The 25,916-nt window shown below is 70.3% G+C and carries 23 protein-coding genes and 1 pseudogene; 13 read left to right on the plus strand and 11 right to left on the minus strand.

Annotated elements, in window-relative coordinates; all coding sequences use genetic code 11:
• The first annotated feature begins 24 nt into the window (after positions 1–24).
• Entirely contained in the window at positions 25–528 is a 504-nt protein-coding gene (locus CPH93_RS32000; RefSeq protein WP_093481800.1) for a DUF6194 family protein, read from the plus strand.
• Here the strand turns inward: CPH93_RS32000 and xylB are convergent.
• The 3 genes from xylB to CPH93_RS32015 form a co-directional block, all read right to left on the minus strand.
• Complete coding sequence (gene xylB / locus CPH93_RS32005; RefSeq protein ID WP_096214826.1) at positions 495–1,898, minus strand: xylulokinase; 1,404 nt, start codon at positions 1,896–1,898, stop codon at positions 495–497. The genes CPH93_RS32000 and xylB overlap by 34 nt on opposite strands.
• Before the next feature lie 49 nt (positions 1,899–1,947).
• Positions 1,948–2,946, minus strand: a complete 999-nt coding sequence (locus CPH93_RS32010; RefSeq protein ID WP_093481798.1) for a zinc-dependent alcohol dehydrogenase family protein — start codon at positions 2,944–2,946, stop codon at positions 1,948–1,950.
• A gap of 70 nt (positions 2,947–3,016) precedes the next feature.
• Positions 3,017–3,808 carry a DeoR/GlpR family DNA-binding transcription regulator gene (locus CPH93_RS32015; RefSeq protein WP_093649023.1) on the minus strand — a complete coding sequence of 264 codons (792 nt, stop codon included), beginning with the start codon at positions 3,806–3,808 and terminating at the stop codon, positions 3,017–3,019.
• 156 nt (positions 3,809–3,964) lie between these two features.
• Here CPH93_RS32015 and CPH93_RS32020 point away from each other — a divergent pair, with 156 nt between their 5' ends.
• From CPH93_RS32020 to CPH93_RS32050, 8 genes are all read left to right on the plus strand, one after another.
• Positions 3,965–5,314: an MFS transporter gene (locus tag CPH93_RS32020; protein WP_096214827.1), complete on the plus strand. Its 1,350-nt coding sequence runs from the start codon at positions 3,965–3,967 to the stop codon at positions 5,312–5,314.
• A gap of 77 nt (positions 5,315–5,391) precedes the next feature.
• Complete coding sequence (locus CPH93_RS32025; RefSeq protein ID WP_093648532.1) at positions 5,392–6,342, plus strand: sugar-binding transcriptional regulator; 951 nt, start codon at positions 5,392–5,394, stop codon at positions 6,340–6,342.
• Positions 6,343–6,445: 103 nt separating this feature from the next.
• Entirely contained in the window at positions 6,446–7,834 is a 1,389-nt protein-coding gene (locus CPH93_RS32030; RefSeq protein ID WP_162501016.1) for an ABC transporter substrate-binding protein, read from the plus strand.
• A gap of 52 nt (positions 7,835–7,886) precedes the next feature.
• Positions 7,887–8,783 (plus strand): carbohydrate ABC transporter permease, encoded by an 897-nt coding sequence (locus tag CPH93_RS32035; RefSeq protein WP_197708776.1) that lies wholly within the window; start codon positions 7,887–7,889, stop codon positions 8,781–8,783.
• Complete coding sequence (locus tag CPH93_RS32040; protein WP_093648526.1) at positions 8,780–9,652, plus strand: carbohydrate ABC transporter permease; 873 nt, start codon at positions 8,780–8,782, stop codon at positions 9,650–9,652. The genes CPH93_RS32035 and CPH93_RS32040 overlap by 4 nt, the downstream gene beginning before the upstream one ends.
• A gap of 259 nt (positions 9,653–9,911) precedes the next feature.
• Complete coding sequence (locus tag CPH93_RS32045; protein ID WP_159395084.1) at positions 9,912–10,379, plus strand: ATP-binding protein; 468 nt, start codon at positions 9,912–9,914, stop codon at positions 10,377–10,379.
• 293 nt (positions 10,380–10,672) lie between these two features.
• Positions 10,673–10,840 (plus strand): hypothetical protein, encoded by a 168-nt coding sequence (locus CPH93_RS35945; RefSeq protein WP_159395085.1) that lies wholly within the window; start codon positions 10,673–10,675, stop codon positions 10,838–10,840.
• A gap of 47 nt (positions 10,841–10,887) precedes the next feature.
• The gene (locus CPH93_RS32050) at positions 10,888–12,993 is read left to right on the plus strand and encodes a SpoIIE family protein phosphatase (RefSeq protein ID WP_096215671.1); all 2,106 of its coding nucleotides are present in this window, start codon (positions 10,888–10,890) and stop codon (positions 12,991–12,993) included.
• A 357-nt stretch (positions 12,994–13,350) separates the two neighbouring features.
• On the opposite strand, the gene CPH93_RS32060 is transcribed toward CPH93_RS32050, so the two are convergent.
• The gene (locus CPH93_RS32060) at positions 13,351–14,547 is read right to left on the minus strand and encodes an RNA-guided endonuclease InsQ/TnpB family protein (protein WP_096214830.1); all 1,197 of its coding nucleotides are present in this window, start codon (positions 14,545–14,547) and stop codon (positions 13,351–13,353) included.
• 74 nt (positions 14,548–14,621) lie between these two features.
• Here CPH93_RS32060 and CPH93_RS37660 point away from each other — a divergent pair.
• Positions 14,622–14,699, plus strand: a pseudogene (locus CPH93_RS37660) (IS200/IS605 family transposase); the annotation flags it as partial.
• A gap of 170 nt (positions 14,700–14,869) precedes the next feature.
• Here CPH93_RS37660 and aspA read toward each other — a convergent pair.
• The 6 genes from aspA to CPH93_RS32090 all read right to left on the minus strand — a co-directional run bounded on the left by aspA (position 14,870) and on the right by CPH93_RS32090 (position 22,374).
• The gene (gene aspA / locus CPH93_RS32065; RefSeq protein WP_093481790.1) at positions 14,870–16,282 is read right to left on the minus strand and encodes an aspartate ammonia-lyase; all 1,413 of its coding nucleotides are present in this window, start codon (positions 16,280–16,282) and stop codon (positions 14,870–14,872) included.
• Positions 16,283–16,338: 56 nt separating this feature from the next.
• On the minus strand, positions 16,339–17,370 hold the full coding sequence (locus CPH93_RS32070; protein WP_096214831.1) for an asparaginase: 1,032 nt from the start codon (positions 17,368–17,370) through the stop codon (positions 16,339–16,341).
• Positions 17,370–18,947: an amino acid permease gene (locus CPH93_RS32075; protein WP_231977028.1), complete on the minus strand. Its 1,578-nt coding sequence runs from the start codon at positions 18,945–18,947 to the stop codon at positions 17,370–17,372. The genes CPH93_RS32070 and CPH93_RS32075 overlap by 1 nt, the downstream gene beginning before the upstream one ends.
• Positions 18,944–19,681 carry a FadR/GntR family transcriptional regulator gene (locus CPH93_RS32080; protein WP_096214832.1) on the minus strand — a complete coding sequence of 246 codons (738 nt, stop codon included), beginning with the start codon at positions 19,679–19,681 and terminating at the stop codon, positions 18,944–18,946. Before CPH93_RS32080 ends, CPH93_RS32075 begins: the two co-directional genes overlap by 4 nt.
• A 218-nt stretch (positions 19,682–19,899) precedes the next feature.
• Positions 19,900–20,592 (minus strand): response regulator, encoded by a 693-nt coding sequence (locus CPH93_RS32085; protein ID WP_093648520.1) that lies wholly within the window; start codon positions 20,590–20,592, stop codon positions 19,900–19,902.
• A gap of 105 nt (positions 20,593–20,697) precedes the next feature.
• A complete protein-coding gene (locus CPH93_RS32090; protein ID WP_093481785.1) occupies positions 20,698–22,374 on the minus strand; it encodes a sensor histidine kinase in 1,677 nt (558 codons plus the stop codon).
• A gap of 224 nt (positions 22,375–22,598) precedes the next feature.
• Here CPH93_RS32090 and CPH93_RS32095 point away from each other — a divergent pair, with 224 nt between their 5' ends.
• Genes CPH93_RS32095 through CPH93_RS32105 form a run of 3 tightly spaced genes read left to right on the plus strand, consistent with a single transcriptional unit; the run spans position 22,599 to position 25,360 of the window.
• Entirely contained in the window at positions 22,599–23,414 is an 816-nt protein-coding gene (locus tag CPH93_RS32095) for an ABC transporter ATP-binding protein (RefSeq protein ID WP_006606647.1), read from the plus strand.
• On the plus strand, positions 23,404–24,276 hold the full coding sequence (locus CPH93_RS32100; RefSeq protein WP_093481784.1) for an ABC transporter permease: 873 nt from the start codon (positions 23,404–23,406) through the stop codon (positions 24,274–24,276). Before CPH93_RS32095 ends, CPH93_RS32100 begins: the two co-directional genes overlap by 11 nt.
• A gap of 52 nt (positions 24,277–24,328) precedes the next feature.
• Positions 24,329–25,360 carry an ABC transporter substrate-binding protein gene (locus CPH93_RS32105; protein WP_093481783.1) on the plus strand — a complete coding sequence of 344 codons (1,032 nt, stop codon included), beginning with the start codon at positions 24,329–24,331 and terminating at the stop codon, positions 25,358–25,360.
• Between the two features lie 129 nt (positions 25,361–25,489).
• On the opposite strand, the gene CPH93_RS32110 is transcribed toward CPH93_RS32105, so the two are convergent.
• Positions 25,490–25,681, minus strand: a complete 192-nt coding sequence (locus CPH93_RS32110; protein ID WP_040901172.1) for a DUF6381 family protein — start codon at positions 25,679–25,681, stop codon at positions 25,490–25,492.
• Positions 25,682–25,916: the final 235 nt, after the last annotated feature.

The following is a 25,916-nucleotide window of genomic DNA, read 5'->3' on the forward strand; positions in this document are numbered from 1 at the left end:
CACCTTAATGAAACGCTTGAGCACATGACCATGGACGAGATCATCAGCTTCGTGGCAGACCTCGATGGAGTCCTGGCCGTCAGGCCGGGACCGGACGACGGCTCACCGGAGATCAGCTGGGGGGATACCTACTTCTTCTACTCTCCTGACGGCGTCGTACCGCCGGCGACCCAACCCTTCGCGACGATCGTGACGAAGGACTACCCGGGCGACGAGAGTGCGCGCCTGCACCGCCCGGATACGTTCCGCGTCAATATCGCCGCCGGGAAGGAATCCTTCCGCCACTGGACCGGCCACGCGCCGCGCGAACCAGCGAGCAACGACGACCCCGGCGCCGCGGACGCCGTGCGGGCACACCCCGTCTACGGCTCCCTCGGCTGGCTCGCGGTGGTGAATCCGGGCCGGCGGACGGATACGGCAGTCCGCGAGCTGCTCCGTACCGCCCATCACCTCGCACGTGCGCGCGCTGAGCGGCGAAAGGGGGCAACAACCGCTCACCCGTACACCATCCCCCGGGCATCAGCGTAGGCCTCCCGGATCCTGCGCCCGGGCGAATCATCGGCCGGTGCCGGCACCTCTCGGGCCGCGGCGAGCGGCCAGTGCGGCGGCTCGGGAGTGCCGGCGAGGGCCCAGGCGGCCTGGCGGGCCGCGCCCAGGGCGACGTACTCCTCGGGTTGGGGCACGGTGACCGGGGTTCCGAAGATTTCGGCGGCGATCTCGCCGACCACAGGGGCTTTGGCCGCCCCTCCGATGATGAGGACGCGCCGGGCGCTGACGTCCTGGGCGCGCAGCCGGTCGAGGGCGTCGGCCATGTTGCACAGCATGCCTTCGACGGCTGCCCGGGCGAAGTTCGGGGGGTGCATGTTCGCCTTGCGCATGCCCATCAGACTGCCCGCGGCCTCGGGGAGGTTGGGGGTGCGCTCGCCGCCCAGATAGGGGAGCAGGACGAGGCCGCCGGCGCCGGGCCCGGCCTCGCGGGCGAGGGGGCCGAGGTCGTCGAGGGCGATGCCGAGCATGCGGGCGGTGGAGCTGAGGACCCGGGCGGCGTTGAGGGTGCACACCAGCGGCAGGAAGCGGCCGGTGGCGTCCGCGAAGCCGGCGACGGCGCCGGTGGGGTCGGCCGCGCAGTGGTCGGAGAGGGCGAAGGCGGTGCCGCTGGTGCCCAGGGAGATGACGACGTCGCCGGGCTGGATGCCCAGGCCCAGCGCCGCGCCCATGTTGTCGCCGGTTCCCGGTGCCACCAGGGCTCCGTGCGGAGTGCGGCCGGCCGCCTCGTACGGGCCGAGCACGCGGGGCAGTTCGGGGGTCCGGTCGCCGAAGGCGAGGGCGAGGAGGTCGCGGCGGTAGGCGCCCTCGGCCGGTGACCAGTAGCCGGTGCCGGAGGCGTCCCCGCGGTCGGTGACCGGTTCGGCGCGCGTGCCGGGGCCGCCGCACAGCTGCCAGGTCAGCCAGTCGTGCGGCAGCAGCACCCGGTCGGTGCGGTCCGCGAGGTGCGGTTCGTGCTCGGCCAGCCAGCGCAGCTTGGCGACGGTGATGGCCGCGACCGGTACGGTGCCGACCGCCTCGGCCCATTTCTCCGGCCCGCCGAGGTCAGCGACGAGATCCGTCGCGGCCTGCGCGGAGCGGGTGTCGTTCCACAGCAGCGCGTCGCGCACCGGCCGTCCGGCCGCGTCGAGGGCCACCAGACCGTGCTGCTGCCCCGCGACCGCGAGGGCATCCACGTGTTCCAGCAGGCCGTTGCCCGCTTCGAGGAGCGCCTGCCACCACGCTTCGGGGGCGACCTCGGTGCCCTCGGGATGGGCGGCGCGGCCCCGGTGCAGTACCTCCCCGGTGTCGGCGTCGCAGACGACGACCTTGCAGGACTGGGTGGAGGAGTCCACCCCGGCAACTGTGGGCATGACGTTGTCGCTTTCGCTTCCGTGCAAAGAGACGAAGGGGGAGGGGAGTTCAGGCCTGGGGGCGGAGCTGGATCTTGCGGCCGGAGCCGTCCCGGAAGGTCTGCAGGGCGGCGCCGAAGTCGTCGAGTCCGAAGCTGTGGGTGATCATCGTGTCGGCGTCGATGACCCCCTTCGCCATGAGGTCCACGGCCCGCCCGAAGCTGTGCAGGACGGCCATCGACCCGACGATGGTGATCTCGTCGTTGTAGACGCGGAACGGGGAGAAGGACGCCTTGGACGCGGACGGCGCGACGCCGAACTGCTGGAAGGTGCCGCCGCGGCGCACCCGGGTCAGGCCGTCCTCGATGACGGGGATGACGCCGGTGCAGTCGATGACCGTCTCCCAGCCCTGCGGCCGGTCCAGGTCCGACGCGCTTGCCGCAGTGGCGTCCGCGCCGAGGCGTTCGGCGATCTCCAGGCGGTCCTTGTTGATGTCGACGACCGAGAGCGAGGCCGCGCCCGCGGCCTTGGCGAGCTGGAGCATCATCAGTCCCATGGTGCCCGCGCCGTAGATGAGGTAGTGGTCGCCGAGGCGGCGGGGCAGGACGTCGAAGCCGCGTACCGCGCACGACAGCGGCTCGATCAGCGTGCCCTGCGCGACGTCGACGCTCGAAGGCAGCCGGTAGCAGTTGGCGGCCGGCACCTTGACGTACTCGGCCATCGCACCGTCCACGGTGTCACCGATCGCGCCCCAGTTCTCGCACAGGTTGCCGTGCCCGATGGAGCAGTAGTGGCAGGCGCCGCAGAACAGGGACGGGTCGACCGCGACCTGTTCACCGGTGCGCAGACCGGTCACTCCGGCCCCCAGCGCGACGATCTCTCCGGTGAACTCGTGGCCGGGAATGATCGGGTACGGCGTGGGCGCGAACTCCCCCTGGACGATGTGCACATCGGTGCCGCAGATGCCCACCGCGGCGGGCGCCACGAGCACCTCACCGGGGCCCGGGGTGGGGTCATCGACGGTGGTGACCTCGTAGTGCTCGGGGGTGTGGATGACGACAGCACGCATGGATCGGGGCCTTTCTCGGGGGTGCGCCAGGGGGTGCGCTCGGGGGCGGGGAGCCTCGGCTCGGGCCGGTTCAGCTCTGGGGTTCGACGGTGCGGACCTCGACGCCGAGGTCCCGGACGGGCTTCAGTTCGCGCTCCGGTGTTCCGGTGTCGGTGACCAGCAGGTCGTAGCCGCTGACATCGCCGTAGGCGTAGGTGGCGGTGCGGCCGAACTTGCTGTGGTCGACGGCGAGTACGGCGCGGTCGGCGGCCTGCAGATACGCCTGCTTGGACTCCGCGTAGGCGCGCACCGGATGGAAGAGCCGGCCGTCGCGGACCGAGGTGGCGGTGACGAAGGCGACGGTGGCGCGGATGTCCTCCAGCTGACGCCGGGTCTGCGGGCCCGCGCAGGACTCGAAGTCCTCGTAGAAGCGGTCGCCCAGCAGCGTCACCTCGGCCGGCGAGGCCGCCAGGAGGTAGGTGATGCGCAGCGAGTTGGTGATCACGCGGATCCCGTCGACGGTGGCGAGCCGGCGGGCGAGCGGGAAGAGGGTGGAGCCGCAGTCGATCAGCACCGTGTCACCGGGGGAGACCTCGTCCACGAGTGCGTCCGCGATGGCGTTCTTCACCGCGACATTGGTGTTCTCCCGGAACCGCAGCGCGCTCTCCATGGCGACGTTGGAGAAGGCCGTCGCCACTCCGCGGCCCTTGCGCAGCAGTTGCCGCTCGTGGAGGTTGTCCAGGTCCCGGTGCATGGTCATCACGCTGACCTGCATGCGCGCGGCGAGGTCGGCGATGCGGATCTCCCCTTCCTGGGCGACATGGCGCAGCACCGCCTGACGGCGCTCCTCCACCTCGGCCTCGGAGCCGCGGCTCGCTCTCATCGTGGGCATCCCCCGTTCGTTTCGCGACGGTCTTCCGCCGTGTTCTCACCCTAGAACATCACACACTTTATGTGAAGCTCTTGAAATTCTCTGTGAGGTTGTTCAGTCTGATGGCCACCAACGGGCGAACGCCCGGCCCCTCAGGAGGTCCCCGCTGTGCTGCGCACACCCCAAGAGCGCGATCCGTCGCTGCCCCGCCCCGCCGTCCTCGGGATCCCCCGAGCCCTCATATGGGGCTATATCGGCGTCCTGCTCTTCATGATCGGCGACGGGGTGGAGACCAGCTATCTGCCCACGTACTTCAAGACCGACCTCGGCTTCGCGGAGGCGGGCGTCGGCATCATCTTCACGGTGTACGGCGTCACCGCCGCGGTGGGTGCCTTCCTGGCGGGCGGGCTCTGTGACCTGTGGGGGCCGCGCCGGGTGATGATGACCGGCGCCCTGTGCTGGGCGGTCTGCCACACCCTGCTGCTCGCGGTCGCCGTCCCCGCCCACTCCTACTGGCTGATCCTGCTCACCTACGGCCTGCGCGGCTTCGGATATCCGTTGTTCGCCTACGGATTCATGGTCTGGATCATGGCGGGCGCCCCGGAGCGGCAGCTCGGCAAGGCGCTCGGCTGGTTCTGGTTCTGCTTCACCATGGGCTACCCCGTCATCGGCTCCGCCCTGGTCTCCGCCCTCAAGCCCACCATCGGCTTCTACCGCACGCTGTGGGTGTCCCTCGCGATGATCGTCGCCGGCGCCCTGGTCGTCCTGCTCCTGCTGCGCGAACGCACCGGATTCCAGGGCCTGTCCAGGGGGCCGGAGCGGGTCGGCCTGCCGCGTACCTTCCTGGGCTGTTTCACCATCATGTTCGCCAAGCCGCGCGTCGGCATGGGGGCGGTGGTCCGGCTCATCAACACCACCTCGCAGTTCGGGGTGTGGGTCTTCCTCCCGCTCTTCCTCGTCGATCGGATCGGCTTCCGCCCGCAGGAGTGGGCCTCGCTGCTGATCGTCATGATGGTCAGCAACCTCGCCTGTGTCGTCACCTTCGGCGCGCTCGGTGACCGGTGGAGCCGGCGCAAGACCGTCGCCTGGCTCGGGGGTGTGGTCTCCGCGCTCGCCTGTCTGGCGCTGTATTACGTGCCCGAGGCCGCCGGGCACCACTACCTCGCCGTCGCGATCGCGGCCGGCGCGCTGGGCGTCGGCATGGCCGGGTACGTGCCACTGCCGCCGCTGATGACCTCGCAGGATCCGGAGCGCAAGGGCCAGATCATGTCGGCGTACACGCTGGGGGCCGGCGCCAGCATGGCCTTCGGTCCGCTCATCGGCACGGTCTTCATCGGCGTGATCGGCATCGGGGGAGTCATGTGGATCTATGCCGCCCTGCATCTGCTCAGCACCGTCCTCGTGCTGGGCATGAAGGCGCCGTCCGAGCCGCAGCAGGAGCCGGGTGGGCACGCCGATGCGCACCGGGAGGAGCCGCAGCCGGTGGGCGCGTTGACAGCGCCCTCCAGGGGTCTTTAATGGAGAAAAGGTGCATATGAGGCGTACGCGCTCATGCGAGCACCGACGGCGCAGCGTCCAGAAAGGCCAGGCCTGCCATGCGTACCCACCACACCGGCCCGGAGTACCTGGTCCAAACGGCTGCGATGGCCCGGAGGTTCTACCTCGAAGGCAAATCCAAGATGGAGATCGCCGAGGAATTCGGCATCAGCCGGTTCAAGGTGGCCCGGACCCTGGAGACCGCCCTCCGCGACGGCCTGATCCGGCTGGAGATCCGCCTGCCCGCCGAACTCGACGCCGACCTCTCCGACGCCCTGCGCACGCGATTCGGCCTGCGGCACGCCATCGTCATCGACTCGCGGCAGGAGGTCCCGGACGACACCGTGGAGGCCACCCGCCGCCTCGGCGCGGTCGCGGCCGACCTGCTCGCCGAGATCGTCACCGAGAACGATGTCCTCGGGCTCGTCTGGGGCCCCGAGATCGAGGCCCTCGGCCTCGGGCTGACCACACTCGCCCGCTGCACGGTCGTCCAGCTGTGCGGGGTGACCCCGCTGCGGCCCGTGAACAAGACGGCGGTGGAGGCGGTACGCCGGGCCGCCACCATTTCGCGCGGCGTCGTCCACCCCATCTACGCACCGCTGCTGCTGCCCGATGCGACGGCGGCCCGGATGCTGCGGGAGCAGCCCGGCGTGGTCGACGCGATCCGCCACTTCAGCCGGCTGACCAAGGCCGTGGTCACCGTCGGCGGATGGGGGCCGGGGCTCTCCACCGTGTTCGACGCGCTCAGTGACGCCGAACGTGAGGAGTACCGCAGCCGCGGAGTATGCGCCGAAGTCGCGGGTCATCTGCTCGATGCGGAAGGACGCATCATCGTCCCCGAACTCACCGAACGGGTCATTGCCATCAGCTTCGACGAATTGCGCAAGGTGCCCGAGGTGATTCTGCTGGCCGACGGCATCGAACGGGCAACCGCTGCCTCGGCGGCGGTGAAGACCGGTCTCTTCAACGGCGTGGTCACCGACGCCAGGGTGGCCGAAAGCTTGCTCTGAACGCGGGAACCGTGCGCTTGTCGTCCGCCGGCAGGGGCACGTTCGCGCCCCGAGGCGATAGACCTGGTGCCGGCAGAAGTGGGCGGGGTGAAAGGTGCCAGCCGTGAGAGCACGACGCCGTGGTCGGGCCGGACGAGGCCGCCCCGGTCACCTCGTCCGGCAGGCCGCCGTGACCCTGGCCGTGGTGCTGGCGGCAGGCGGCTGCTATCGGGGCGCCGGCGATGTCGGCAACAGCGGCAAGAACACCCTCAACGTGCTGATGGTGAACAACCCGCAGATGGTGGATCTGCAGCGGCTCACCGCCGAGCACTTCACCAAGGAGACCGGCATCAAGGTGAATTTCACGGTGCTGCCGGAGGACGATCTGCGCGACAAGATGAGCCAGGACTTCTCCAGCCAGGCCGGGCAGTACGACGTGGCGAGCCTGAGCAATTACGAGACGCCGATCTACGCCCGTAACGGCTGGCTGACCGACCTGGGTGCGCGGGCCGCCAAGGACCGCGCCTTCGACCAGGGCGACATCCTCTCCCCGGTCCGCAAGTCCCTGACGGCCGCCGACGGCAAGGTCTACGCGGAGCCGTTCTACGGCGAGTCGTCGTTCCTGATGTACCGCAAGGACCTGCTCAAGGCCGCCGGGCTGACCATGCCGGCCAAGCCCACCTGGCGCCAAGTCGCCACGATGGCCGCCAAGTTGGACGGCATCCGCAAGGGCGTCAAGGGGATCTGTCTGCGCGGGCAGCCCGGCTGGGGACAGCTGATCGCCCCGCTGACGACCGTGGTGAACACGTTCGGGGGGACGTGGTTCACCAAGGACTGGCGGGCGCAGGTCGACAGCCCTGCCTTCGCCGCGGCCACCCGGTTCTATGTCGATCTGGTGCGCCAACACGGCGAGCCGGGCGCCCCGCAAGCCGGCTACACGGAGTGCCTCAATGACATGCAGCAGGGCAAGGTGGCGATGTGGTACGACGCGACGGCCGGCGCCGGTTCGCTGGAGAGCGGCGAGTCCAAGGTCGCCGGGAAGGTCGGCTACGCACCGGCGCCGGTGGAGAGGACCGCCGTCTCGGGCTGGCTCTACACCTGGGCATGGGGGCTGCAGAAGGCCAGTAAGCACCAGGACGCGGCGTGGAAATTCATCTCCTGGGCCTCCAGCAAGAAGTACGAACAGTTGGTGGGCCGGGAGCTGGGCTGGTCGAAGGTGCCGGGCGGCAAACGGGCGTCGCTCTACCGCAACCCGCAATACACCGCGTCCGCCCGGGCCTTCGCCGGCCCGACCGAGCGGGCGATCAGTACGGCCCGGCCCGACGACCCGGGGGTCCAGCCCCGGCCCGTGCCCGGCATCCAGTTCGTGGACATCCCCGAGTTCGCCGACCTGGGTACGAAGACCAGCCAGGAGATCAGTGCGGCCATTGCCGGCAAGCAAAGCGTGGCCGCCGCACTCCGGCACGGCCAGCGACTGGCGGCGGAGGTGGCCCTTGTCTACGCAGGCCACTGACGCCTCGGCGTCCGGCCCGCACGGTGCCGTGGACGCCCGCAGCCGTGCGGCCATGGACCGGGCCACGGTGCGGGCCCGCCGGGCGCCCCTCCTCCCCGCCCTGCTCTTCCTCATCATCGTCACCCAACTCCCGTTCGTGACGACCGCGGTGATCTCCTTCCTCCGCTGGAACGCACTCGCCCCCCAGAACCGCGGCTTCGCCGGCTTCGACAACTACCGGGCCGTCTTCACCGACCCCGCGCTGCGCAGTGCGGTAGTGACCACGATCCTGCTGACGGTGACCGTGGTCCTGGTCAGCCTGCTGCTCGGGCTGGGCCTCGCGCTGCTGCTCGACCGGCGCTTCCACGGCCGCGGCCTCGTCCGCACCCTGCTCATCACGCCGTTTCTGATCGTGCCGGTCGCCGCGGCCCTGCTGTGGAAGCACGCCCTGTTCAACACCTCCTACGGCCTCCTCAACGGCGTTCTGACCTGGCTGTGGGGCCTGTTCGGCAGCGACAGCCCGCCGCAGCCGGACTGGATGACCGGTGCTCCGCTCGTCGCGGTGGAGGTGACGCTGATCTGGCAGTGGACGCCGTTCATGATGCTGATCCTGCTCGCCGGACTGCAGAGCCGGCCCGCCGACGCCGTCGAGGCCGCCCTGGTGGACGGCGCCTCCGCGTTCGACATCTTCCGCTATCTGACGCTGCCGCATCTGCGCCGCTACCTGGAACTCGCCGCCCTGCTCGGGACGATCTACCTCGTCCAGAACTTCGACGCGGTCTTCACCCTCACCTCCGGCGGCCTGGGCACCGCCAACCTCCCGTACACGATCTACCAGACCTTCTACCAGGCCCACGACTACGGGCTGGCGTCCGCACAGGGCGTCGTCGTGGTGATCTGCTCCCTGATCGTGGCCGCCTTCGCGCTGCGTACGGTCTCGTCCCTGCTGCGCGAGGAGGGCAGCCGATGACCGGCCTGCTGCGCGCCGTCCAGCGGCTGCCGGCCGCCGCCCGGCGCCGGCGTCGCAGGCACACGTATCTGGTCCTGCTGGCCTGGCTGTGCGGACTGCTCTTCTTCGTGCCCGTCGCCTGGATGGTGCTCACCTCCCTGCACAGCGAGACGGATGCGGCGACCAACCCGCCCAGCCTCGGCGCTCCGCTCACCCTGCACGGCTACCGCGAGTTCTTCGGCGAGGGCAGCGGCGTCAGTCCCTGGCCCCCGCTCCTCAACTCGCTGACCGCCTCGGTGGTTTCCACGCTCCTGGTCCTCGCCCTGGCCGTCCCCGCGGCCTACGCCCTGTCCATCAAACCGGTGCGCAAATGGCGCGACGTCCTCTTCTTCTTCCTCTCCACGAAAATGCTGCCGCTGGTGGCCGCACTGCTCCCGCTCTACCTCGTCGCACAGCACACCGGAATGCTCGACAACGTCTGGCTGCTGGTCCTCCTCTACACCGCGATGAATCTGCCGATCGCGGTATGGATGATGCGTTCGTTCCTCGCCGAGATTCCGGTGGAAATGCTGGAGGCCGCCGCGATCGACGGCGCGGGTCTGGCCACGACGCTGACCCGGATCGTCGCCCCGGTCGCCCTCCCCGGCCTGGCCGCAACGGCCCTGATCTCCTTCATCTTCAGCTGGAACGAACTGCTCTTCGCCCGGGTCCTGACCGGCGTCGTCGCCGGCACCGCGCCGGTGTTTCTGACCGGCTTCGTCACCAGCCAGGGCCTCTTTCTGGCGAAGGTGTGCGCCGCCGCCACGTTCATCTCCCTTCCCGTGCTCCTCGCCGGATTCGCCGCCCAGGACAAGCTCGTCCAGGGCCTCTCGCTCGGCGCCGTGAAATGACCTGGCGCGGCTCACCGGGCAGCGTCGATCTGCTGCGCACCGTCACGAATTCCGGCCGAAACTGCTCGTCTGAGCATGAGTTGCTCATGTTTCAAAAGAGGCCTCGAAAACCATTGACATCGCCCTTTGCGGATCTTTAATGGGGAGTAATTGCATATATGAGCTGTGGATGCTCATCTGAGCAAAAGCGGCGAATGCTGCAAACGCGGCCGGGTGGATCGCGCGCTTGCTTGTTTGAAGGGTTAAGGAAATGACTGCAGTGGCTGAATTCGCCATCCCGTGGGATGTCGAACTTCCTTCTGTCTCGCTCACGTTGCCGGCAGTCCTGTCCTCCGCCAGGAAAGCCCGGAACTTCACCGCGGAGTCCCTGCGGTTCTGGGGCGAGAGCGAAGACCTCATCGATTCCGCCGTGCTGATCGTCTGCGAGCTGGCCACGAACGCCATTCGCCACGGAGCGCGGCTGCCGGCCGCCTACGGGCGCGAACGGGGGACGGATGCCGTGACCACTCTCCGGCTCGCCCTGCAGGCCGACGTGCTGCACATCGAGGTGCATGACGGGTCCATGATCCTGCCGGTCCAGCGCGCCGCCGGCCATGACGAGGACTGCGGACGCGGCATGCAGATCATCGCGGCGCTCGCCGAGTCCTGGACCTGCGGCCGCGACCCCGAGGGCGGCAAGTGGGTCCGCGCGACCCTCTCGCGTGGGGGCGGGGCTGCTGACGGGTGAGCCCGCGGTCCTTTCAACTGACCACGTTTCAAAGGGTTTTGACTGTCTGATCGGCCCGCCGGTCACGTCCGGCCCGCCACCGGACTCACGCGGCTCACCCGGTGTCCCCACCGGTCCCGGCCGGTCGCCGCCCCGCCGGGACCGTCCGCGGAAACCTCGCGGCTCCCACTTCGCGCCGAGCGCCTCAGGGGAGCGGACCGTGGCTGCGGTCCGGCCCGGCCTCCGGCCCTCGCCCGATATCAGACGTAAAATGCCCCTATGTGGATGCTTGGTGTGGCCGGTGCGGCGGGTCGTTGCCAGAGTTGGTCGGCCGGCTGATGCGCCGGGCGGTGGCGGTGGACCGGCAGGTCGGGACGAGTTGGGCGCAGACCGGTGCCGCCCTGGATATCGCTGCCGAGGCGGCGCGCAGTCGTTTCGGACGCGTACGGGCCGCCACCGTGCACGCCGACGGGGGCGGGTGACGGCGGTGCAGGGTCTCTTCGGGGGCGCCGCAGCCGGGGGCTCCGACATGCTGCTGGAGGCTCCCTTGGTGCAGGCCGTGCAGGAGGCGGACGCTGCCGGGGGGCTGGTCTACCTGTTGCCCCCGGGCGCCGATCATCTGCAACTGACCGTGCTGACCGGGATCTCCCGGCGGATCGTCGCCCCCTGGGAGCAGGTGTGGCTGACGGCCCGGGCTCCGGTGGCCGATGCCGTCCGGGAGCGGCGGCTGGTATGGCTGCACGACTACGAGGAGGTGGCGCGCCGGTATCCGCGGACCGCGCTGCTGCTGCCTGAAGCGTTCGCGGTGGCCATCGCGCCGATCACCACGGATACGGCCGTGTGGGGCGGGCTGGCGTTGATGTGGCCCGGCGCGCACCCGCCGGAACTGGCCCAGCAGGAGGCCGACGCGCTCCAATCCTGTTGCCGGCGCCTGGGGCTGCTGCTGGAGCGGGCCGCCGACAGCGACCACCCGGTACTGCCCGGCCGGGAGCCACGGTTGATCCCGACACTGCGGGCCCGCGCTCCCGCGGCGGCCGAGGCGCTGGCCGCGTTCGACTTCGCTGAACGGCTCCCCGAGGGCTGCTGTGCGCTGGATCTGGACGGCCGGATCACCTTCGTCACCGCTGGCGCTGCCGAGCTGGTCGGCGCCGAGATCCCCGATCTGCTGGGCGCTCTGCCCTGGGAGGCCCTGCCCTGGCTGGACGATCCGGGCTTCGAAGACCACTACCGGGCCGCCGTGATCAGCCGTCGGTCCCTCTCCTTCACCGCGCTGCGCCCGCCGGACCGCCGGCTGTCCTTCGAGCTCCATCCGGACGCCGGCGGTCTCAGCGTCCTGATCACCCCGGCCGCCGGGTCCGACTCCGCCGGCACCCCGCCACCGCGTCATGCGCCGGAGCCCGCGGCCCCGGGCCGGGCGAATGTGCTCTACCACCTGCTGCACCTGGCCGCCACGCTCGCCGAAGCGGTCGGGGTCCGGGACGTGATGGAGCGGGTCGCCAGCCAGCTCATGTCGGCCTTCGACATCCAGGCCCTGGCATTGCTGACGGCCGAGGAGGGCCGGCTGCGCGTCATCGGCCAACGCGGCTTCACCGCCACGCTCATGGCCCGCTTCGACGCCACCCTCCTGACCGACGAGACCCCCGGCGTCCAGGCCCTGACCAGTGGCGTTCCCAGCTTCTTCGCGACCACTGAGGACCTCGTACGGGCCTACCCACACGTGGTGGTCCTCGAGGACATCGCCGCATGCGCCTTCTTCCCCCTGATCGCCTCCGGCTCCCCCGCCGGATTGCTGGTGCTCGGCTACGACCGGCCCTTCCCCTGGACGCCGCAGGAACGGGCCGTGCTCACCTCTCTCGCCGGCCTCATCGCGCAGGCCCTGGACCGCGCCATCCTCTACGACGCCCAACACCACCTCGCCCGCAGCCTGCAAGCGGGCCTGCTGCCGACCGTCCTTCCCGCCGTCCCGGGCCTGGACGTGGCCGCCCGCTATCTTCCCGCCGGCCGCACGATCGATGTCGGCGGCGATTTCTACGATCTGGTCCGCCTCGATGCCCACACCGCTGCTGCAACCATCGGCGATGTCCAGGGCCACAACGTCAACGCCGCCGCCCTCATGGGCCAGGTACGTACCGCCGTGCACGCCACCGCCGGCGCACCCCCCGGCGAAGTCCTCGCCCGCACCAACCGACTGCTCACCGACATGGACGCCAGCCTGTTGACCAGCTGCCTCTACGTCCACCTCGATCTGGCGCAGCACCGCGCCCGGCTGGCCACCGCCGGCCACCTGCCGCCGATCTGCCGCCACCCCGACGGCCGCACCGAAGTCCTCACCCTGCCGCCCGGCCTGCTGCTCGGCGTCGACCCCGACGCCGACTACCCGACGATCGAAGTGCCCTTCCACCCCGGCAGCACGCTCGCCCTGTACACCGACGGACTCGTGGAGGCCCCCGGCTGCGACATCGAGGAGGCGATGAGCAGCCTGGCCGACCGCCTCGCGCAGTCGCCACCGGGGCCGATGAGCGCCCTCGCCGAGACCCTCGTCCAGCGGACCGAACCGTGCGCACCGCACACCGACGACATCGCCTTGCTCCTCATCCACCACATCCCGCAGGAGACACGCCCGCCCGACAAGTGAGCTTTACGCGTCGCTGTTTGCGGATCGTCTCGCTCACTCGCTCACTCGATCCCCAGGGGCCCGATGCCCAGGTCCGCACGCATGAGGTGACGCATCTGCGCCATGGCCGCCCGTCGTTGCGCTATCAGGGGCGCTGCCTCGGCGGAGCCGACCGCCACCCCTCGGGCGTAGGCGTCGCGCAGCGTGCGCAGGCGCGTGCCTGGCCTCCTCCCGCTGCCACCGGTTGCGATCGGCGAGCAGAGTGGCCGCGATGCCGATGACGGCACCGGTCAGTGTGGAGAGCAGGGGCATCCAGTCCATGTGCCGCAGCTTGTCCGAGTCGTGACTCCTCCCCCGCGTAAACGCGGGGGCTTCTCGCTAAGCCGGGTTGGCGTCACGACGGACCAGCCCGGCCCGTAGAACGTTCAGGGCGCCCACCGTGTCAGCGTGCGCGTTGTGGCCGCACGAGATGCAGTGGAACTTCTCCTGGGTGGGCCGGTTCTCCTTGGCGGTGTGCCCGCATTCGGGGCACCGCCGGGAGGTGTTGCGGGGGTCCACGGCCATTACTTCCCGTCCGGCGCATGCTGCCTTGGCGGTGAGGATCTGGAGGAACACCCCCCATCCGGCATCAGCGATCGCGCGGTTGAGTCCGGCCTTCGCGGCTGCACCGTTGGGCAAGAACGCGCCCGGCCTGTCGGCGTCCGGCTTGGGTACCGGCGCCTTGCTCATGTTGCGGATCTTGAGGTCTTCGTGCGCGATGAAGTCGTTGCCGCAAACGTAGGTGTTCGCGGTCTTGTGTGCGTGGTCCAGTCGCTGACGGCGCACCTTGCGGTGCAGTCGGGCCACCGTTTCCACGGCCTTGCGGCGGCGCTTGGAGCCGCGCTTGCACCGGCCGAGTGCCTGCTGTGCGGATTCCAGTTTCGCGGCGGCCTTTGCGCCGTGGCGGGGATTGGGCACGAACTCGCCACCTGAGTCGGCGAGGAAGTTGGCTATGCCCATGTCGATGCCGACGACGCTGCCCGTCTTCGGGAGAGGTTCGGGCTGTGCCTGGTCGGCGGTGAGGATGACGTACCAGCGGCGGCCTTCCCGCTTGACGCTGACCGTCTTGACCTTGCCGACCACGCAACGGTGCTGGTGCACCTTGACGCAGCCGATGCCTTGCAGCCGGACACGGGTGACGGGGTCGTGCGGCGTGGCGTCCCAACGGCAGCCGTCGCCGTCCTTGGGGAAGTCCACCGTGTCGAACCGCTTGTGTGAGCGGAAGCGCGGATAGCCGGGCGCCTCACCGGCCTTGATGCGCCGGAAGAAGGCAGAGAACGCCTTGTCCAGGCGTCGCAAGGTGGCTTGCTGCGAGCTGAAGGACCAGCGGGCGTGGTCCGGGTCGAAGGCCCGGATGTCCTTGAGCTGGGCGGACTGCTGCCCGTACCGGACCGTCGTCTTCGAAGTGTGCCGGTAGGCGTCGCGGCGCTCCTGGAGCGCAGCGTTGTAGAGCGTGCAGTGATCCCGCAGCATCGCCGACAGTGCGGCCTGCTGGCCCGCGGTGGGCCTGATGAGGAACTTGTACGCACGAATCATCCGGCCCACTCCCTTCCCCGGCCAGCTTCTCCTCTTGGAGTATGTCACCGCGCTGGGAACCAAACCCCGATATCTCCTACTTCGCCGGGTCCTGCGGCGACGCACCGCTGACCGTGGTCCGGCAGTACATCGAGAACCAGAAGCGGCCCATCCGACCGTCACCCCACAGGAGCAGTGAACTCCGGCGCTGCGCGCCTCCGATCCGCGGATGCGTTTCCCTCCCCGGCTGAAGCCGGGGATGCCCACGCAAGATCAGGGATGGCGCCGGCACCAGTGGTCCGAGTCGGTGCACCGGACCACTGGCACTTGCCGCGGACGCGGATTACCTGGCGCCCCCGGTGCCCGCGATTTCCTCCGGCCGGAGCAGGGCCGCGAGGCGGTCGGCCGGCAACAGGCCCTGTTCCAGGACCAGTTCGGCGACGCCGCGGCCGGTGGCGAGGGCCTCCTTGGCGATCGCGGTGGCGGCGGTGTAGCCGATGTGCGGGTTGAGCGCGGTGACCAGGCCGATGGAGTTCTGCACGCTCGCGCGCAGGGTCTCGGTGTTGGCGGTGATCCCCGCCACGCAGCGCTCGGCGAGGGTGCGGCAGGCGGCGCCGAGGTGGGTGATGCTCTCCGAGAGGGAGTGCAGGATGACCGGCTCGAACGCATTGAGCTGGAGCTGGCCCGCCTCGGCGGCCATGGTGATGGTGACGTCGTTGCCGATGACCTCGAAGGCGACCTGGTTGACGACCTCCGGGATCACCGGGTTGACCTTGCCGGGCATGATGCTCGAACCGGCCTGTACCGGCGGCAGGTTGATCTCCGCGAGGCCGGCGCGCGGGCCGGAGGAGAGCAGCCGCAGATCGTTGCAGCTCTTGGAGAGCTTGACGGCGATGCGCTTGAGGACACCGGAGAGATGGACGAAGGCGCCGCAGTCCTGGGTGGCCTCGACGAGGTTGGCGGCGGTGACCAGCGGCAGACCGGTCAGGGTGGCCAGGTGGTCACGGGCCGCCTCGGCGTAGCCCTTGGGGGCGTTGAGGCCGGTGCCGATGGCGGTGGCGCCGAGGTTGATCTCGTGGATGAGCAGGACGGCCTCCGCCAGCCGGCTCTGGTCCTCCTCCAGCATCACCGCGTACGCCGAGAATTCCTGGCCCAGCGTCATCGGCACCGCGTCCTGGAGCTGGGTGCGCCCCATCTTGAGGATGTCGTGGAACTCCTCGGCCTTGGCGGCGAAGGCCTCGCGCAGGACGGTCATCGAGTCGAGCAGTTCCCGTACGGCGATGATCGTGGCGACGTTCACGGCCGTCGGGTAGACGTCGTTGGTCGACTGGCTGAGGTTGACGTGCTCGTTGGGGTGCAGATGGCGGTAGTCGCCCTTGTCGTGGCCGAGGATCTCCAGCGCCCGGTTGGCGATCACCTCGTTGGCGTTCATGTTCGTCGAGGTACCGGCACCGCCCTGGATGACGTCGACGATGAACTGGTCGTGCAGCCGGCCGCCGTCCCGGATCTCCCGGCATGCGGCGGCGATGGCGTCGGCCCGCTCCCGGTCCAGCAGTCCGAGGTCCTCGTTGGCCCGGGCCGCGGCTTCCTTGACGGCGGCGAGCGCATTGATCAGATGCGGGTAGGCGGCGATCGGCGTACCGGTGATGGGGAAGTTCTCCCTGGCGCGCAGGGTGTGCACGCCCCAGTACGCCTCGGCCGGTATCTCGCGGTCGCCGAGCAGATCGTGTTCGCGGCGGTGGCCGGCGGCAGTCATGGTGCTGAGGGTCCTTTGTGAAGGGGAGGGGTGTGCGGAGGTGAGGTGATGGGGTGTCAGGAGAGGTGTGGTGCCGTGGTGTGCACGGCCCGGAGTGTGCCCACCGGTGCGCCGCCTCCGAGGACGGGGGCGGTGGCGAAGGGGGCGAGGACCTCGGGGTCGACGCCGCAGCGCGCCAGGGCCGCCGCCGTCACCGGCATCCGGGCGCGGTCGGCGCCGTCGGCTATCTTCACGCCGACGGCCCGGCCGTCCGGCAGCGCCGCGATCTGCACCCCCTCGAAGCCGTCCTTGGCGAGCAGACCGGGCACCGCCCGCACCAGCCGGGCGACGTCCCGGCTGCTGCCGGAGACCATCTCCGGGTGGGCGCGCATCGCCTCGGCGACCCGGCCCTCGTCGGTGCCGGGCGCCGCCGTCGCCAGCCGGGCGGCGGCCCGGGTCAGCCCGTGCAGCGAGACCGAGAACAGCGGGGCGCCACAGCCGTCGACCGTGACCCGGGCGATGCGCTGGCCGGTGAGGTCCTCCACGGTCGCGGCGAGCTCCTGCTGCAAGGGGTGCCCGGGATCGAGGTAGTCGTCCAGCCGCCAGCCCCGGGTGCGGGCCGTCAGCAGCATGGCGGCGTGCTTGCCCGAGCAGTTCTGCGCCAGGCGGGAGGGGGCGAGGCCGCGCCGGATCCACTCGTCGCGGACGGCCGGGTCGTACGGCAGGTCGGGGACGTTGCGCAGGTCGTCCTCGGCCAGCTCCGCGGCGGCCAGGATGCGCCGGGCGCCGGACAGATGCCGTTCCTCACCGGAGTGGCTGGCCGCGACCAGGGCCAGCAACTCGTCGTCCAGCGGCGGCAGCCCCGCCCGCAGCAGCCCGACCGCCTGGAGGGGCTTCAGCGCCGAGCGCGGGTAGCACGCGACCTCGATGTCGCCCGCCTGGAACGCCACGCTCCCGTCGGACGCCAGGACCACCACCGACCCGTGGTGGACGCCCTCGATCATTCCTCCGCGTACCACGTGGGCGACGGGTACGTGTGCCGGTTCGCGGACCGCGGGTGCTTCGCCCGGGGCGCGGTGCGGCCGGATGGTGCTGCTCTGACTCATCATCAACTCTCGCTGGATTCACTGCTGTGGGGGCCTTCGCCAGGCCGGGGGTGGGGAATGGTGTCGGCGGCGTCCGGGCTCCCGGCGGCCACCGGTGCACCGCTCTCGTGCGCCGCCGCGTCCCGCAGGGTGCCGACCCGGCCGCGTACCAGGAACCAGCCGCCGACCAGTGCCGCCACGATCACCGGGAGCGAGAGCACGGTGGTCCGGCCCGCTCCGCCGTCGGCCCACATCAGCACCAGGACGAGGGCGAGGAAGGCCAGCGTCACGCTCTCGGTCCACGGCGAGCCGGGCAGCCGGTAGCTGGGGCGTGCGAGCTCCCCGGCCCGGGTCTTCCGCCAGAAGAGCAGATGACAGATCATGATCATCGCCCAGGTGCTGAGGATGCCGATCGCCGCGAAGTTGAGCACGATCTCGAACGCGTCGCTCGGCACGACGTAGTTGAGGCCCACGCCCAGGACGCAGATTCCCGAGGTGAGCAGGATGCCGCCGTACGGGACCTGGCTGCGGCTCATCACGCCGGTGAACTTCGGCGCGGAGCCGGACATCGCCATCGACCGCAGAATGCGGCCGGTGGAGTAGAGGCCGGAGTTGAGGCTGGACATCGCGGCGGTGAGCACGACGAGGTTCATCACGCCGCCCGCGGCCGGCACGCCGACACGGGACAGCACGGTGACGAAGGGGCTCTCGTCGGCCGAGTACGAGCTCCAGGGCAGCAGCATCGACAGCAGGACCACCGAGCCGACGTAGAAGATGCCCACCCGCCACATGATCGAGTTGATCGCCTTGGGCATGATCTTCTCCGGCTCGGCGGTCTCGCCCGCCGTGACGCCGACCAGTTCGACCGAGGCATAGGCGAACACCACACCCTGGATGACCAGCAGCATCGCCAGCGTTCCGGTCGGGAAGATCCCGCCGTGGTCGGCGATCAGCGCGGGGCCGGGGGAGTGGCCGCCGACCGGGTGCTGGGTGACCAGCAGGAAGATGCCGATCAGCATGAAGACGACCAGCGCACCGACCTTGACGATCGCGAACCAGAACTCCATCTCGCCGAAGATCTTCACGGAGATGAGGTTCACGGTCAGCACGACCGCGAGGGCTATCAGTGCGATCACCCACTGCGGCACATCGGAGAACATGCCCCAGTAGTGCGTATAGGTCGCCACCGCCGTGATGTCGGCGATTCCGGTGGTCGCCCAGTTCAGGAAGTACATCCAGCCCGCGACGAACGCCCCCTTCTCGCCGAGGAATTCCCGGGCGTAGGACACGAACGCCCCGGAGGACGGCCGGTGCAGTACCAGCTCGCCCAGGGCGCGCACCACGAGGAAGGCGAACAGTCCGCAGAGCGCGTACGCCACGAACAGTGACGGCCCGGCGTCGGCGAGCCGGCCGCCCGCGCCCAGGAAGAGCCCGGTGCCGATGGCCCCGCCGATCGCGATCATGTTGACGTGCCGGGACTTGAGGGACTTCTGATAACCGGCGTCGCCGGCGTCCACATGCCCGCCCGCCGGCCGCTCTGCGGCGTCCTGTGTGGATTGTTGTTGCTGCCGTTCCGCCTGCCGGAGGGATTGCTCGCTCACGCGTGATCCTCGTCTTCCGTGGAGGGGGCCGTGTGGTGTTGGGGCCGCACGATGGTGGTCAGCGTCGTCTCGACGCGTGCGAGGTGGTGCGCCATGGCGTCCACGGCGTCCTGTTCGGAGCTGTCGACGAGGGCCTCGACGATCGCCCGGTGTTCCCGGTTGGACTGCTCGCGCCGTCCGCCGAGCTCATTGAGGAATGCCGACTGGCGGGCCAGTGCATCGCGGATCTCCTCGATGACCCGGCGGAAGACCGGATTGCGGGCCGCCTGGGCGACGGCGAGATGGAACAGGGTGTCCATCGCCACCCACGCGGTGGTGTCGGTCTCCTGCTCCATCCGCTCCAGCAGATGGGTCAGGTGATCGAGGTCCTCCGGCGTCCGGCGCACGGCCGCGTACCCGGCCACCGGGATCTCCACATGACGACGGACCTCCAGGAGGTCACTCGCCGTGTAGTCGCCGAAGGTCGGGTCGGCCGCCGCACCGTCGGAGACGACGAAGGTGCCCTTGCCGGTACGTGAGACCGTCAGCCCCATCGTCTGGAGCGCGCGCAGCGCCTCGCGGAGCACGGGGCGGCTCACTTCCAGCCGGCGGCAGAGCTCTGCCTCCGACGGGAGCTTGTCGCCGACCGCGTAGTCGCCCCGCTCGATGGCGTCGCGCAAATGGTGCAGCACCGCTTCCATGGCACTGACGCGCCGAGGGGTGCCGCCAGCTGTCTGGCTGTCTGACAGGTTCACTCGGGGATCGTCGGATCCGGCCGGGGGAGCTGTCAAGGGGTGGGGCCCAGATCGTTCCCCTGACGGGTCCGGGCCCGGCCCCTTGGACCCCGCGGGCGGTCGTAGTGGCCCGGCTACTGTCGGTGCACGGGTGCCTGGTCGCGCGGTGCGCCGCCGCGGAAGTCCGGGCATGTAAGTCGGGCCAGGGCAGCGGGCCGGGGCGGCCCGCCGGGCCTCGGTCAGTGGGCGCGTGTCCAGCGGTAGCGGTGTTCGGGGCGTCCGGTGTCGCCGTATTTGAGGGTCAGGGTGATGTGGCCGCTGCGTTCGAGGTGCTTGAGGTAGCGCTGTGCCGTGGAGCGGCTGACGCCGGAGCGTTCGGCGACCTCGTGGGCGGACAGCGGGTGTCCGGCCTGGTCCAGGACCTGGCGGATCAGTTCGACGGTCGCCGCCGAGTGGCCCTTGGGGAGCTCGGTGTGCGCGGAGTCGGCCGCCCGGAAGGCGCCGAAGATCCGGTCCACCTGCTCCTGGCCGGCCTCGCCGCGGCCCCCCACCCCCGCCACGGTCCGGCGCAGCGCCGCGTAGCCCTCCAGCTTCGCCCGCAGCCCGGAGAAGCCGAACGGCTTGACGAGATACTGCAGCGCGCCGCTGCGCATCGCGTCCTGGACGGTGGCGACGTCCCGCGCCGCCGTCACCATGATCACGTCGGTGCGGTGGCCGAGCTGCCGCAGCCGCCGCACCAGCGCCAGCCCCGTCTCGTCGGGCAGATAGTGGTCGAGCAGCACCAGATCGATCCGGGTGCGCTCCAGCGTGGCCAGGGCCTGGGCGGCGGTGTGGGCGCGGCCGGCGACCCGGAAGCCGGGCACCTGGGACACGTAGGCGGCATTGATCTCGGCGACGTGGAAGTCGTCGTCCACCACAAGGACATCGATCATCGTGACGCTCCGCTCACCCGGTTCTTCGCTGCTGTGATTCTGCGCTCGGCCCTCGCCCGGCCGACTCCGCTCGTTCCTGGCGCTCCCGGCGCCGCGACACCCCGCTCACCTGGGCTCTCCGGTGGTCGTGAGGGCACGCCCGGGGGAGTCGGCCGGCGGGGCGAGCGCCTCGGGCAGGACGACGGTGAAGACCGCGCCGCCGCCCGCGCGGGCGGTCACCCGGGCCATCCCGCCGTAGCGCTCGGCGAGCCGGCGCACCAGCGCGAGGCCGATGCCCCGGCCGCGGTGGAAGGCCACCGAGCGCCCGGACGGCCCGTCCGCGGGGGCCGGCGGGACGGCCTTGGTGGACCAGCCCTCGGCGAAGATCCGCTCCCGTAGCTCCGGCGGCACCCCCGCTCCGGTGTCCGAGACCCGCAGCACGGCCGTACTGCCCTCGGCCTGCAGCTCCACCTCGACGAACGGCTCGGCACGGCGGTGCCCGGCGGCGGCGTCCAGCGCGTTGTCGATGAGATTGCCCAGGACGGTCACCAGATCGCGCGGGTCGACCACCGCATCGGGCAGCAGCGTCGCGGGCGACACCCGCAGTGGTACGCCGCGTTCGGCCGCGATGGCCGCCTTGCCGACGAGCAGCGCGGAGAGCAGCGGGTCGTGCACCCGCTCCGCGATCTGCTCGGCGGAGGTCCGCTGGGCGCTGGTCACTTCGGTGACGAAGGCCACCGCCGTGTCGTGCCGGCCGAGTTCCAGCAGTCCGCGCAGCGTGTGCAGCTGATTGGCGTGTTCGTGGTCCTGTGCCCGCAGTGCGTCCAACAGCCCCTGGGTGCTGTCCAGTTCACGCCCGAGCAGCTCCAGCTCCGTACGGTCGCGCAGCGTCACCACCGCCCCGCCGTCCGGCGTCGGCATCCGGTTCGCGACCAGCACCCGCCCGCCGCTGACGGCCAGCAGATCCGCGCCGGCCACCCGCCCGGCCAGCACATCCGTCGTCCGGCCCGGCGCCAGCACCTCGTCCAGCGCCCGCCCCGCGGCCTGCCCGTCCAGGCCCAGCAGCCGCTCGGCCTCGTCATTGACCAGCCGGATCCGGCCGCGCCGGTCGAAGGCGACCACCCCCTCACGGATGCCGTGCAGCATCGCCTCCCGCTCGTCGAGGAGTGCGGAGATGTCGGCGAACGCCACCCCGTGCGTACGGCGCCGCAGCCCGCGGGCGAGGACGAGCGCGGCCAGGACGCCGACGGCCAGTGCCGCGCCCGCGTACCGCAGCACCGCGGGGATGGTGCCCAGCAGCCGGCTGTGGACGCTGTCGTAGGCGATGCCGACCGATACCGCGCCGACGATCCGGCCGCGGTCGTCGCGCAGCGGCACCTTGGCGCGGGCCGAACGCCCCAGCGTCCCGGTGTCGATCTGCCGGACCTGCCGTCCGGCCAGGGTCCGGCTGGGGTCGGTGGAGACGTGCCGGCCGATCTCGGCGGGGTTCGTGTGCGACCAGCGCACTCCGCGGGTGTCCATCACCACGATGTAGAGCGCCCCGGTCGCCTTGCGGATCCGCTCGGCGTCGGCCTGCACCGGCCCGTGGGCGTCCGGCGCGGTGGCGGCCAGCTCCCGGGCGAGGTCCGGTTCGGCGGCGGTGGTCTGGGCGATGGACAGCGCACGGCGCATCGCCTGATCGTCCAGCTGGGAGCTGAGCGGGGCCAGGAACAGGCCGGTGGCCAGCACCATGACCCCGGTGGTGAGGGTCACTTGCGCGGTCAGCACCTGCGCAAAGACACGTCGGGGCCGGCGGATGCGCATGGGGCCTCCCTCGTCTCCGGCCCTCCGCTCGCTTGCGGAACCGAAACTTCCAGTTATCTCGCGGTGCACGCACGGTAGGCCGTGCGTGAGCAAATGCGCACCCCTTGATAAAGACTTAGCTGTTCTAGCGCGAGCAAAATGAGCACAACAGGGTTTGCGCGCAGAAAGCCGCTTGCGACCACAAGGCTGCCGCTGTGGCCCCGCTCACTCCTAGCCTCCCGGCCATGAACAGGCACACGAGCCCCGCTATCGAACTGCGGGGTACGAGCAAGGCATTCCGCACTCCCTCGGGGGCGTTGCACACCGCCGTCCGGGATCTGGATCTGGTCGTCGAACGCGGTGAGTTCGTCGCGGTCGTCGGCCCCACCGGCTGCGGCAAGTCCACCACGCTGACCCTGGTCAGTGGGCTGGAGGAGCCGACCGAAGGTGACGTGCTGGTCGCCGGCGAGCCGGTCCGGGGCATCGGGGACAAGATCGGGTTCGTCTTCCAGCAGGATGCGGTCTTCCCCTGGCGCACCGTGCTGTCGAACGTGATGGCCGGCCCGCGGTTCCGCGGCGTCCCCAAGACGGAGGCCCGGCAGCGGGCCCGGGAATGGCTCGCCCGGGTCGGACTGGCGGCCTTCGAGGACCGCTATCCGCATCAGCTCTCCGGCGGGCAGCGCAAGCGCGTCGCCCTCGCCGCGACCTTCGTGAACGACCCCGAAATCCTCCTCATGGACGAGCCGTTCTCCGCGCTCGACGTGCAGACCCGCGCGCTGATGTCGGACGAACTGCTGGAGCTGTGGTCGGGCACCGGCGCCTCCGTCGTCTTCGTCACCCACGACCTGGAGGAATCCATCGCGCTTGCCGACAAGGTGGTGGTCATGACCGCCGGTCCGGCGACCGTCAAGGAGGTCTTCGCGGTCGATCTGCCGCGTCCCCGCAAGGTCGAATCGATCCGGCTGGAGCCGCGGTTCCTGGAGATCTACCGGGAGATCTGGTCCTCACTCGGCGAAGAGGTCCGGATCACCCGCGAGAGGGGTGCCGCACATGTCGCCTGAAACCGTCACCCCCGTCACCTCCCGCACGGCACCGGGCCGCACCGACCGCTCGCAGGCCAGGGCGCGCGCCGCCCGCAACCACAAGCTCCTGGTGTACGGCACCCGGGTACTGCTGCTGGTCGGGCTGCTCGTGCTGTGGGAGTGGCTGGCCCGCGCCGCCGTCATCGACCCCTTCAACTTCTCGATGCCCTCGAAGATCTGGGACCAGACGGTCCAGTGGGCGCTGCACGGCACCCCGCAGGGCACGCTGTGGGAGCAGGTCTGGTACACGCTCTACGAAGCGCTCTTCGGCTGGGTCATCGGCGTCATCGGCGGTGTGGTGCTGGGCATCACGCTGGGCCGGATCCGCTTCCTCGCCGATGTGCTGGGCCCGTACATCAAGGTGCTCAACGCGCTCCCGCGGATCGTGCTGGCCCCGATCTTCCTCATCTGGTTCGGCCTCGGACCGGCCTCCAAGGTCGCCTCGGCCGTGGTGCTGGTCTTCTTCCCGGTCTTCTTCAACGCCTTCCAGGGCGCACGCGAGGTCGACCGCAACCTGGTCGCCAACTCCCGGATCCTCGGCGCCAGCAACCGCCAGGTCACCCTGCAGGTGGTGATCCCCTCCGCCACCTCATGGATCTTCACCAGCCTGCACGTCAGCTTCGGCTTCGCGCTGATCGGCGCGATCGTCGGCGAGTACATCGGCGCGACCAAGGGACTGGGCCTGCTGGTCGCGGCGTCCCAGGGCACCTTCAACGCGGCCGGTGTGTACGCCGCGATGGTGATCCTCGCCGTGGTCGCCCTGCTCGCCGAGGGGCTGCTGGCCTTCCTCGAACGGCGGCTCTTCCGCTGGAAGCCGGCCGACGCCGGCGACGGCCGCTGACCCCTCCCGCCCCCACCCCCCTTTCCGCCTGCCACCTCACAAGGACATGACCATGCGTACCCCACTGAAGATCTCGGCCGCCGTGGCCGCCGCCACCCTCGCCCTGACCACGCTCACCGCCTGCGGCGGCGGCTCCGCGGCCGCCGGCTCCGACGACAAGAACGGCAAGATCAAGATCATGGTGGGCGGCCTCGACAAGGTCATCTACCTGCCGGCCAGACTCACCCAGCAGCTCGGCTACTTCAAGGACGAGGGCCTGGACGTCACCCTGCTCACCGAACCGGCCGGTGTGCAGGCCACCACCTCGCTCGTCTCCGGCGACGTCCAGGGCGTCGTCGGCTTCTACGACCACACCCTCGATCTGCAGGTCAAGGGCAAGCAGGTGGAGTCGGTGGTGCAGCTCGCGCACGCCCCCGGTGAGGTCGAGGTGGTGTCGAACAAGGCGGCCGGTGAGCTCACCTCGCCCAAGGACTTCAAGGGCAAGAAGCTCGGTGTCACCGGCCTCGGCTCGTCCACCGACTTCCTGACCAAGTACCTCGCGGTGAAGAACGGGGTGCAGACCAACGAGTTCACTCCGGTGGCGGTCGGCGCTGGCCAGACGTTCCTCTCGGCCCTCCAGCAGGGCTCGATCCAGGGCGGGATGACGACGGACCCGACGGTCGCGCAGATCGTGGACAAGAACCTCGGCAAGGTCCTCCTCGACATGCGCACCCCGGAGGGCTCCCAGAAGGCGCTCGGCGGGCCCTACCCCTCCTCCAGCCTCTACATGAACACCGACTGGGTGAACAGCCACAAGGAGACCGTGCACAAGCTGGCCAAGGCCTTCGTGAAGACCCTCACGTGGATGTCCACCCACACCGCCGAGCAGATCGCCGCCAAGATGCCGGCCGACTACGCCCAGGGCGGCAAGAAGCTGTACGCCCAGGCGATCAAGGACACCCTGCCGATGTTCACCAAGGACGGGGTGATGCCGGCCGACGGCCCGGCGACCGTCGAGCGGGTGCTGAAGTCCTTCAACCCCAACCTGAAGAACGCCACGGTGGACCTGAAGAAGACCTACACCACCGAATTCGTCAAGAAGTAGCAGGGCCGACCCGCCGGGAGTTCCCGGCGGGGCAGAACACAGCGGAGGGAATACGGCGGACGGGACGCGGCCCGAGGGCGCGTCCCGTCCGCGGTGTTTCCCGCTTCCCGTGAGGACGTGGAGCGGCCCTCACTCCGAGGGGTAGATGTCTCCGCTGGCCATCCCGCTTTCCTGCTCGCTCTGGGACTGCAGCCTGCGCGCCTTTTCCTGGAGCCGCTTGCGCTCCTCGGGGTCGCCGGCGCGTTCCGCGGCCGCCTGCAATTCCTGGGCCTTGTCGCGCATCTGCTGGATGCGTCCGCGAGATTCTCCGGTAGCGCTCATGATCTCTCCTTGGGCGGTGTGGGGGAGAGCTGTATTACCAGCGAATCAGGCCGGGCAGCGCCCAGCAACCCCCGCAAAGTCACACTCCGTGAGGAGGAATGTCCCGCTGTCAGTCCTGCTGTCAGTCCTGCTGTCAGGAGCACCGGGGACGGGCGGGGCGCACCCGTGTCGCCGGGTGGGGCGGGCCGGGCCTGTGGGGTCCGGCCGAGTCCGCCGGTCCGCGGCCGCGGGGCGC

The organism is Streptomyces sp. 2323.1 (genome assembly GCF_900221035.1).
GTDB lineage: Bacteria > Actinomycetota > Actinomycetes > Streptomycetales > Streptomycetaceae > Streptomyces > Streptomyces sioyaensis.

What these genes read in the sequence shown, in the direction of transcription:
- CPH93_RS32000 (WP_093481800.1), top strand. Translation starts at nt 25, where the DNA reads ATGACCATGGACGAGATCATCAGCTTCGTGGCAGACCTCGATGGAGTC.
- xylB (WP_096214826.1), bottom strand. Translation starts at nt 1,898, where the DNA reads ATGCCCACAGTTGCCGGGGTGGACTCCTCCACCCAGTCCTGCAAGGTC.
- CPH93_RS32010 (WP_093481798.1), bottom strand. Translation starts at nt 2,946, where the DNA reads ATGCGTGCTGTCGTCATCCACACCCCCGAGCACTACGAGGTCACCACC.
- CPH93_RS32015 (WP_093649023.1), bottom strand. Translation starts at nt 3,808, where the DNA reads ATGAGAGCGAGCCGCGGCTCCGAGGCCGAGGTGGAGGAGCGCCGTCAG.
- CPH93_RS32025 (WP_093648532.1), top strand. Translation starts at nt 5,392, where the DNA reads ATGCGTACCCACCACACCGGCCCGGAGTACCTGGTCCAAACGGCTGCG.
- CPH93_RS32035 (WP_197708776.1), top strand. Translation starts at nt 7,887, where the DNA reads ATGGACCGGGCCACGGTGCGGGCCCGCCGGGCGCCCCTCCTCCCCGCC.
- CPH93_RS32040 (WP_093648526.1), top strand. Translation starts at nt 8,780, where the DNA reads ATGACCGGCCTGCTGCGCGCCGTCCAGCGGCTGCCGGCCGCCGCCCGG.
- CPH93_RS32050 (WP_096215671.1), top strand. Translation starts at nt 10,888, where the DNA reads ATGCTGCTGGAGGCTCCCTTGGTGCAGGCCGTGCAGGAGGCGGACGCT.
- CPH93_RS32060 (WP_096214830.1), bottom strand. Translation starts at nt 14,547, where the DNA reads ATGATTCGTGCGTACAAGTTCCTCATCAGGCCCACCGCGGGCCAGCAG.
- aspA (WP_093481790.1), bottom strand. Translation starts at nt 16,282, where the DNA reads ATGACTGCCGCCGGCCACCGCCGCGAACACGATCTGCTCGGCGACCGC.
- CPH93_RS32070 (WP_096214831.1), bottom strand. Translation starts at nt 17,370, where the DNA reads ATGATGAGTCAGAGCAGCACCATCCGGCCGCACCGCGCCCCGGGCGAA.
- CPH93_RS32085 (WP_093648520.1), bottom strand. Translation starts at nt 20,592, where the DNA reads ATGATCGATGTCCTTGTGGTGGACGACGACTTCCACGTCGCCGAGATC.
- CPH93_RS32090 (WP_093481785.1), bottom strand. Translation starts at nt 22,374, where the DNA reads ATGCGCATCCGCCGGCCCCGACGTGTCTTTGCGCAGGTGCTGACCGCG.
- CPH93_RS32095 (WP_006606647.1), top strand. Translation starts at nt 22,599, where the DNA reads ATGAACAGGCACACGAGCCCCGCTATCGAACTGCGGGGTACGAGCAAG.
- CPH93_RS32100 (WP_093481784.1), top strand. Translation starts at nt 23,404, where the DNA reads ATGTCGCCTGAAACCGTCACCCCCGTCACCTCCCGCACGGCACCGGGC.
- CPH93_RS32105 (WP_093481783.1), top strand. Translation starts at nt 24,329, where the DNA reads ATGCGTACCCCACTGAAGATCTCGGCCGCCGTGGCCGCCGCCACCCTC.
- CPH93_RS32110 (WP_040901172.1), bottom strand. Translation starts at nt 25,681, where the DNA reads ATGAGCGCTACCGGAGAATCTCGCGGACGCATCCAGCAGATGCGCGAC.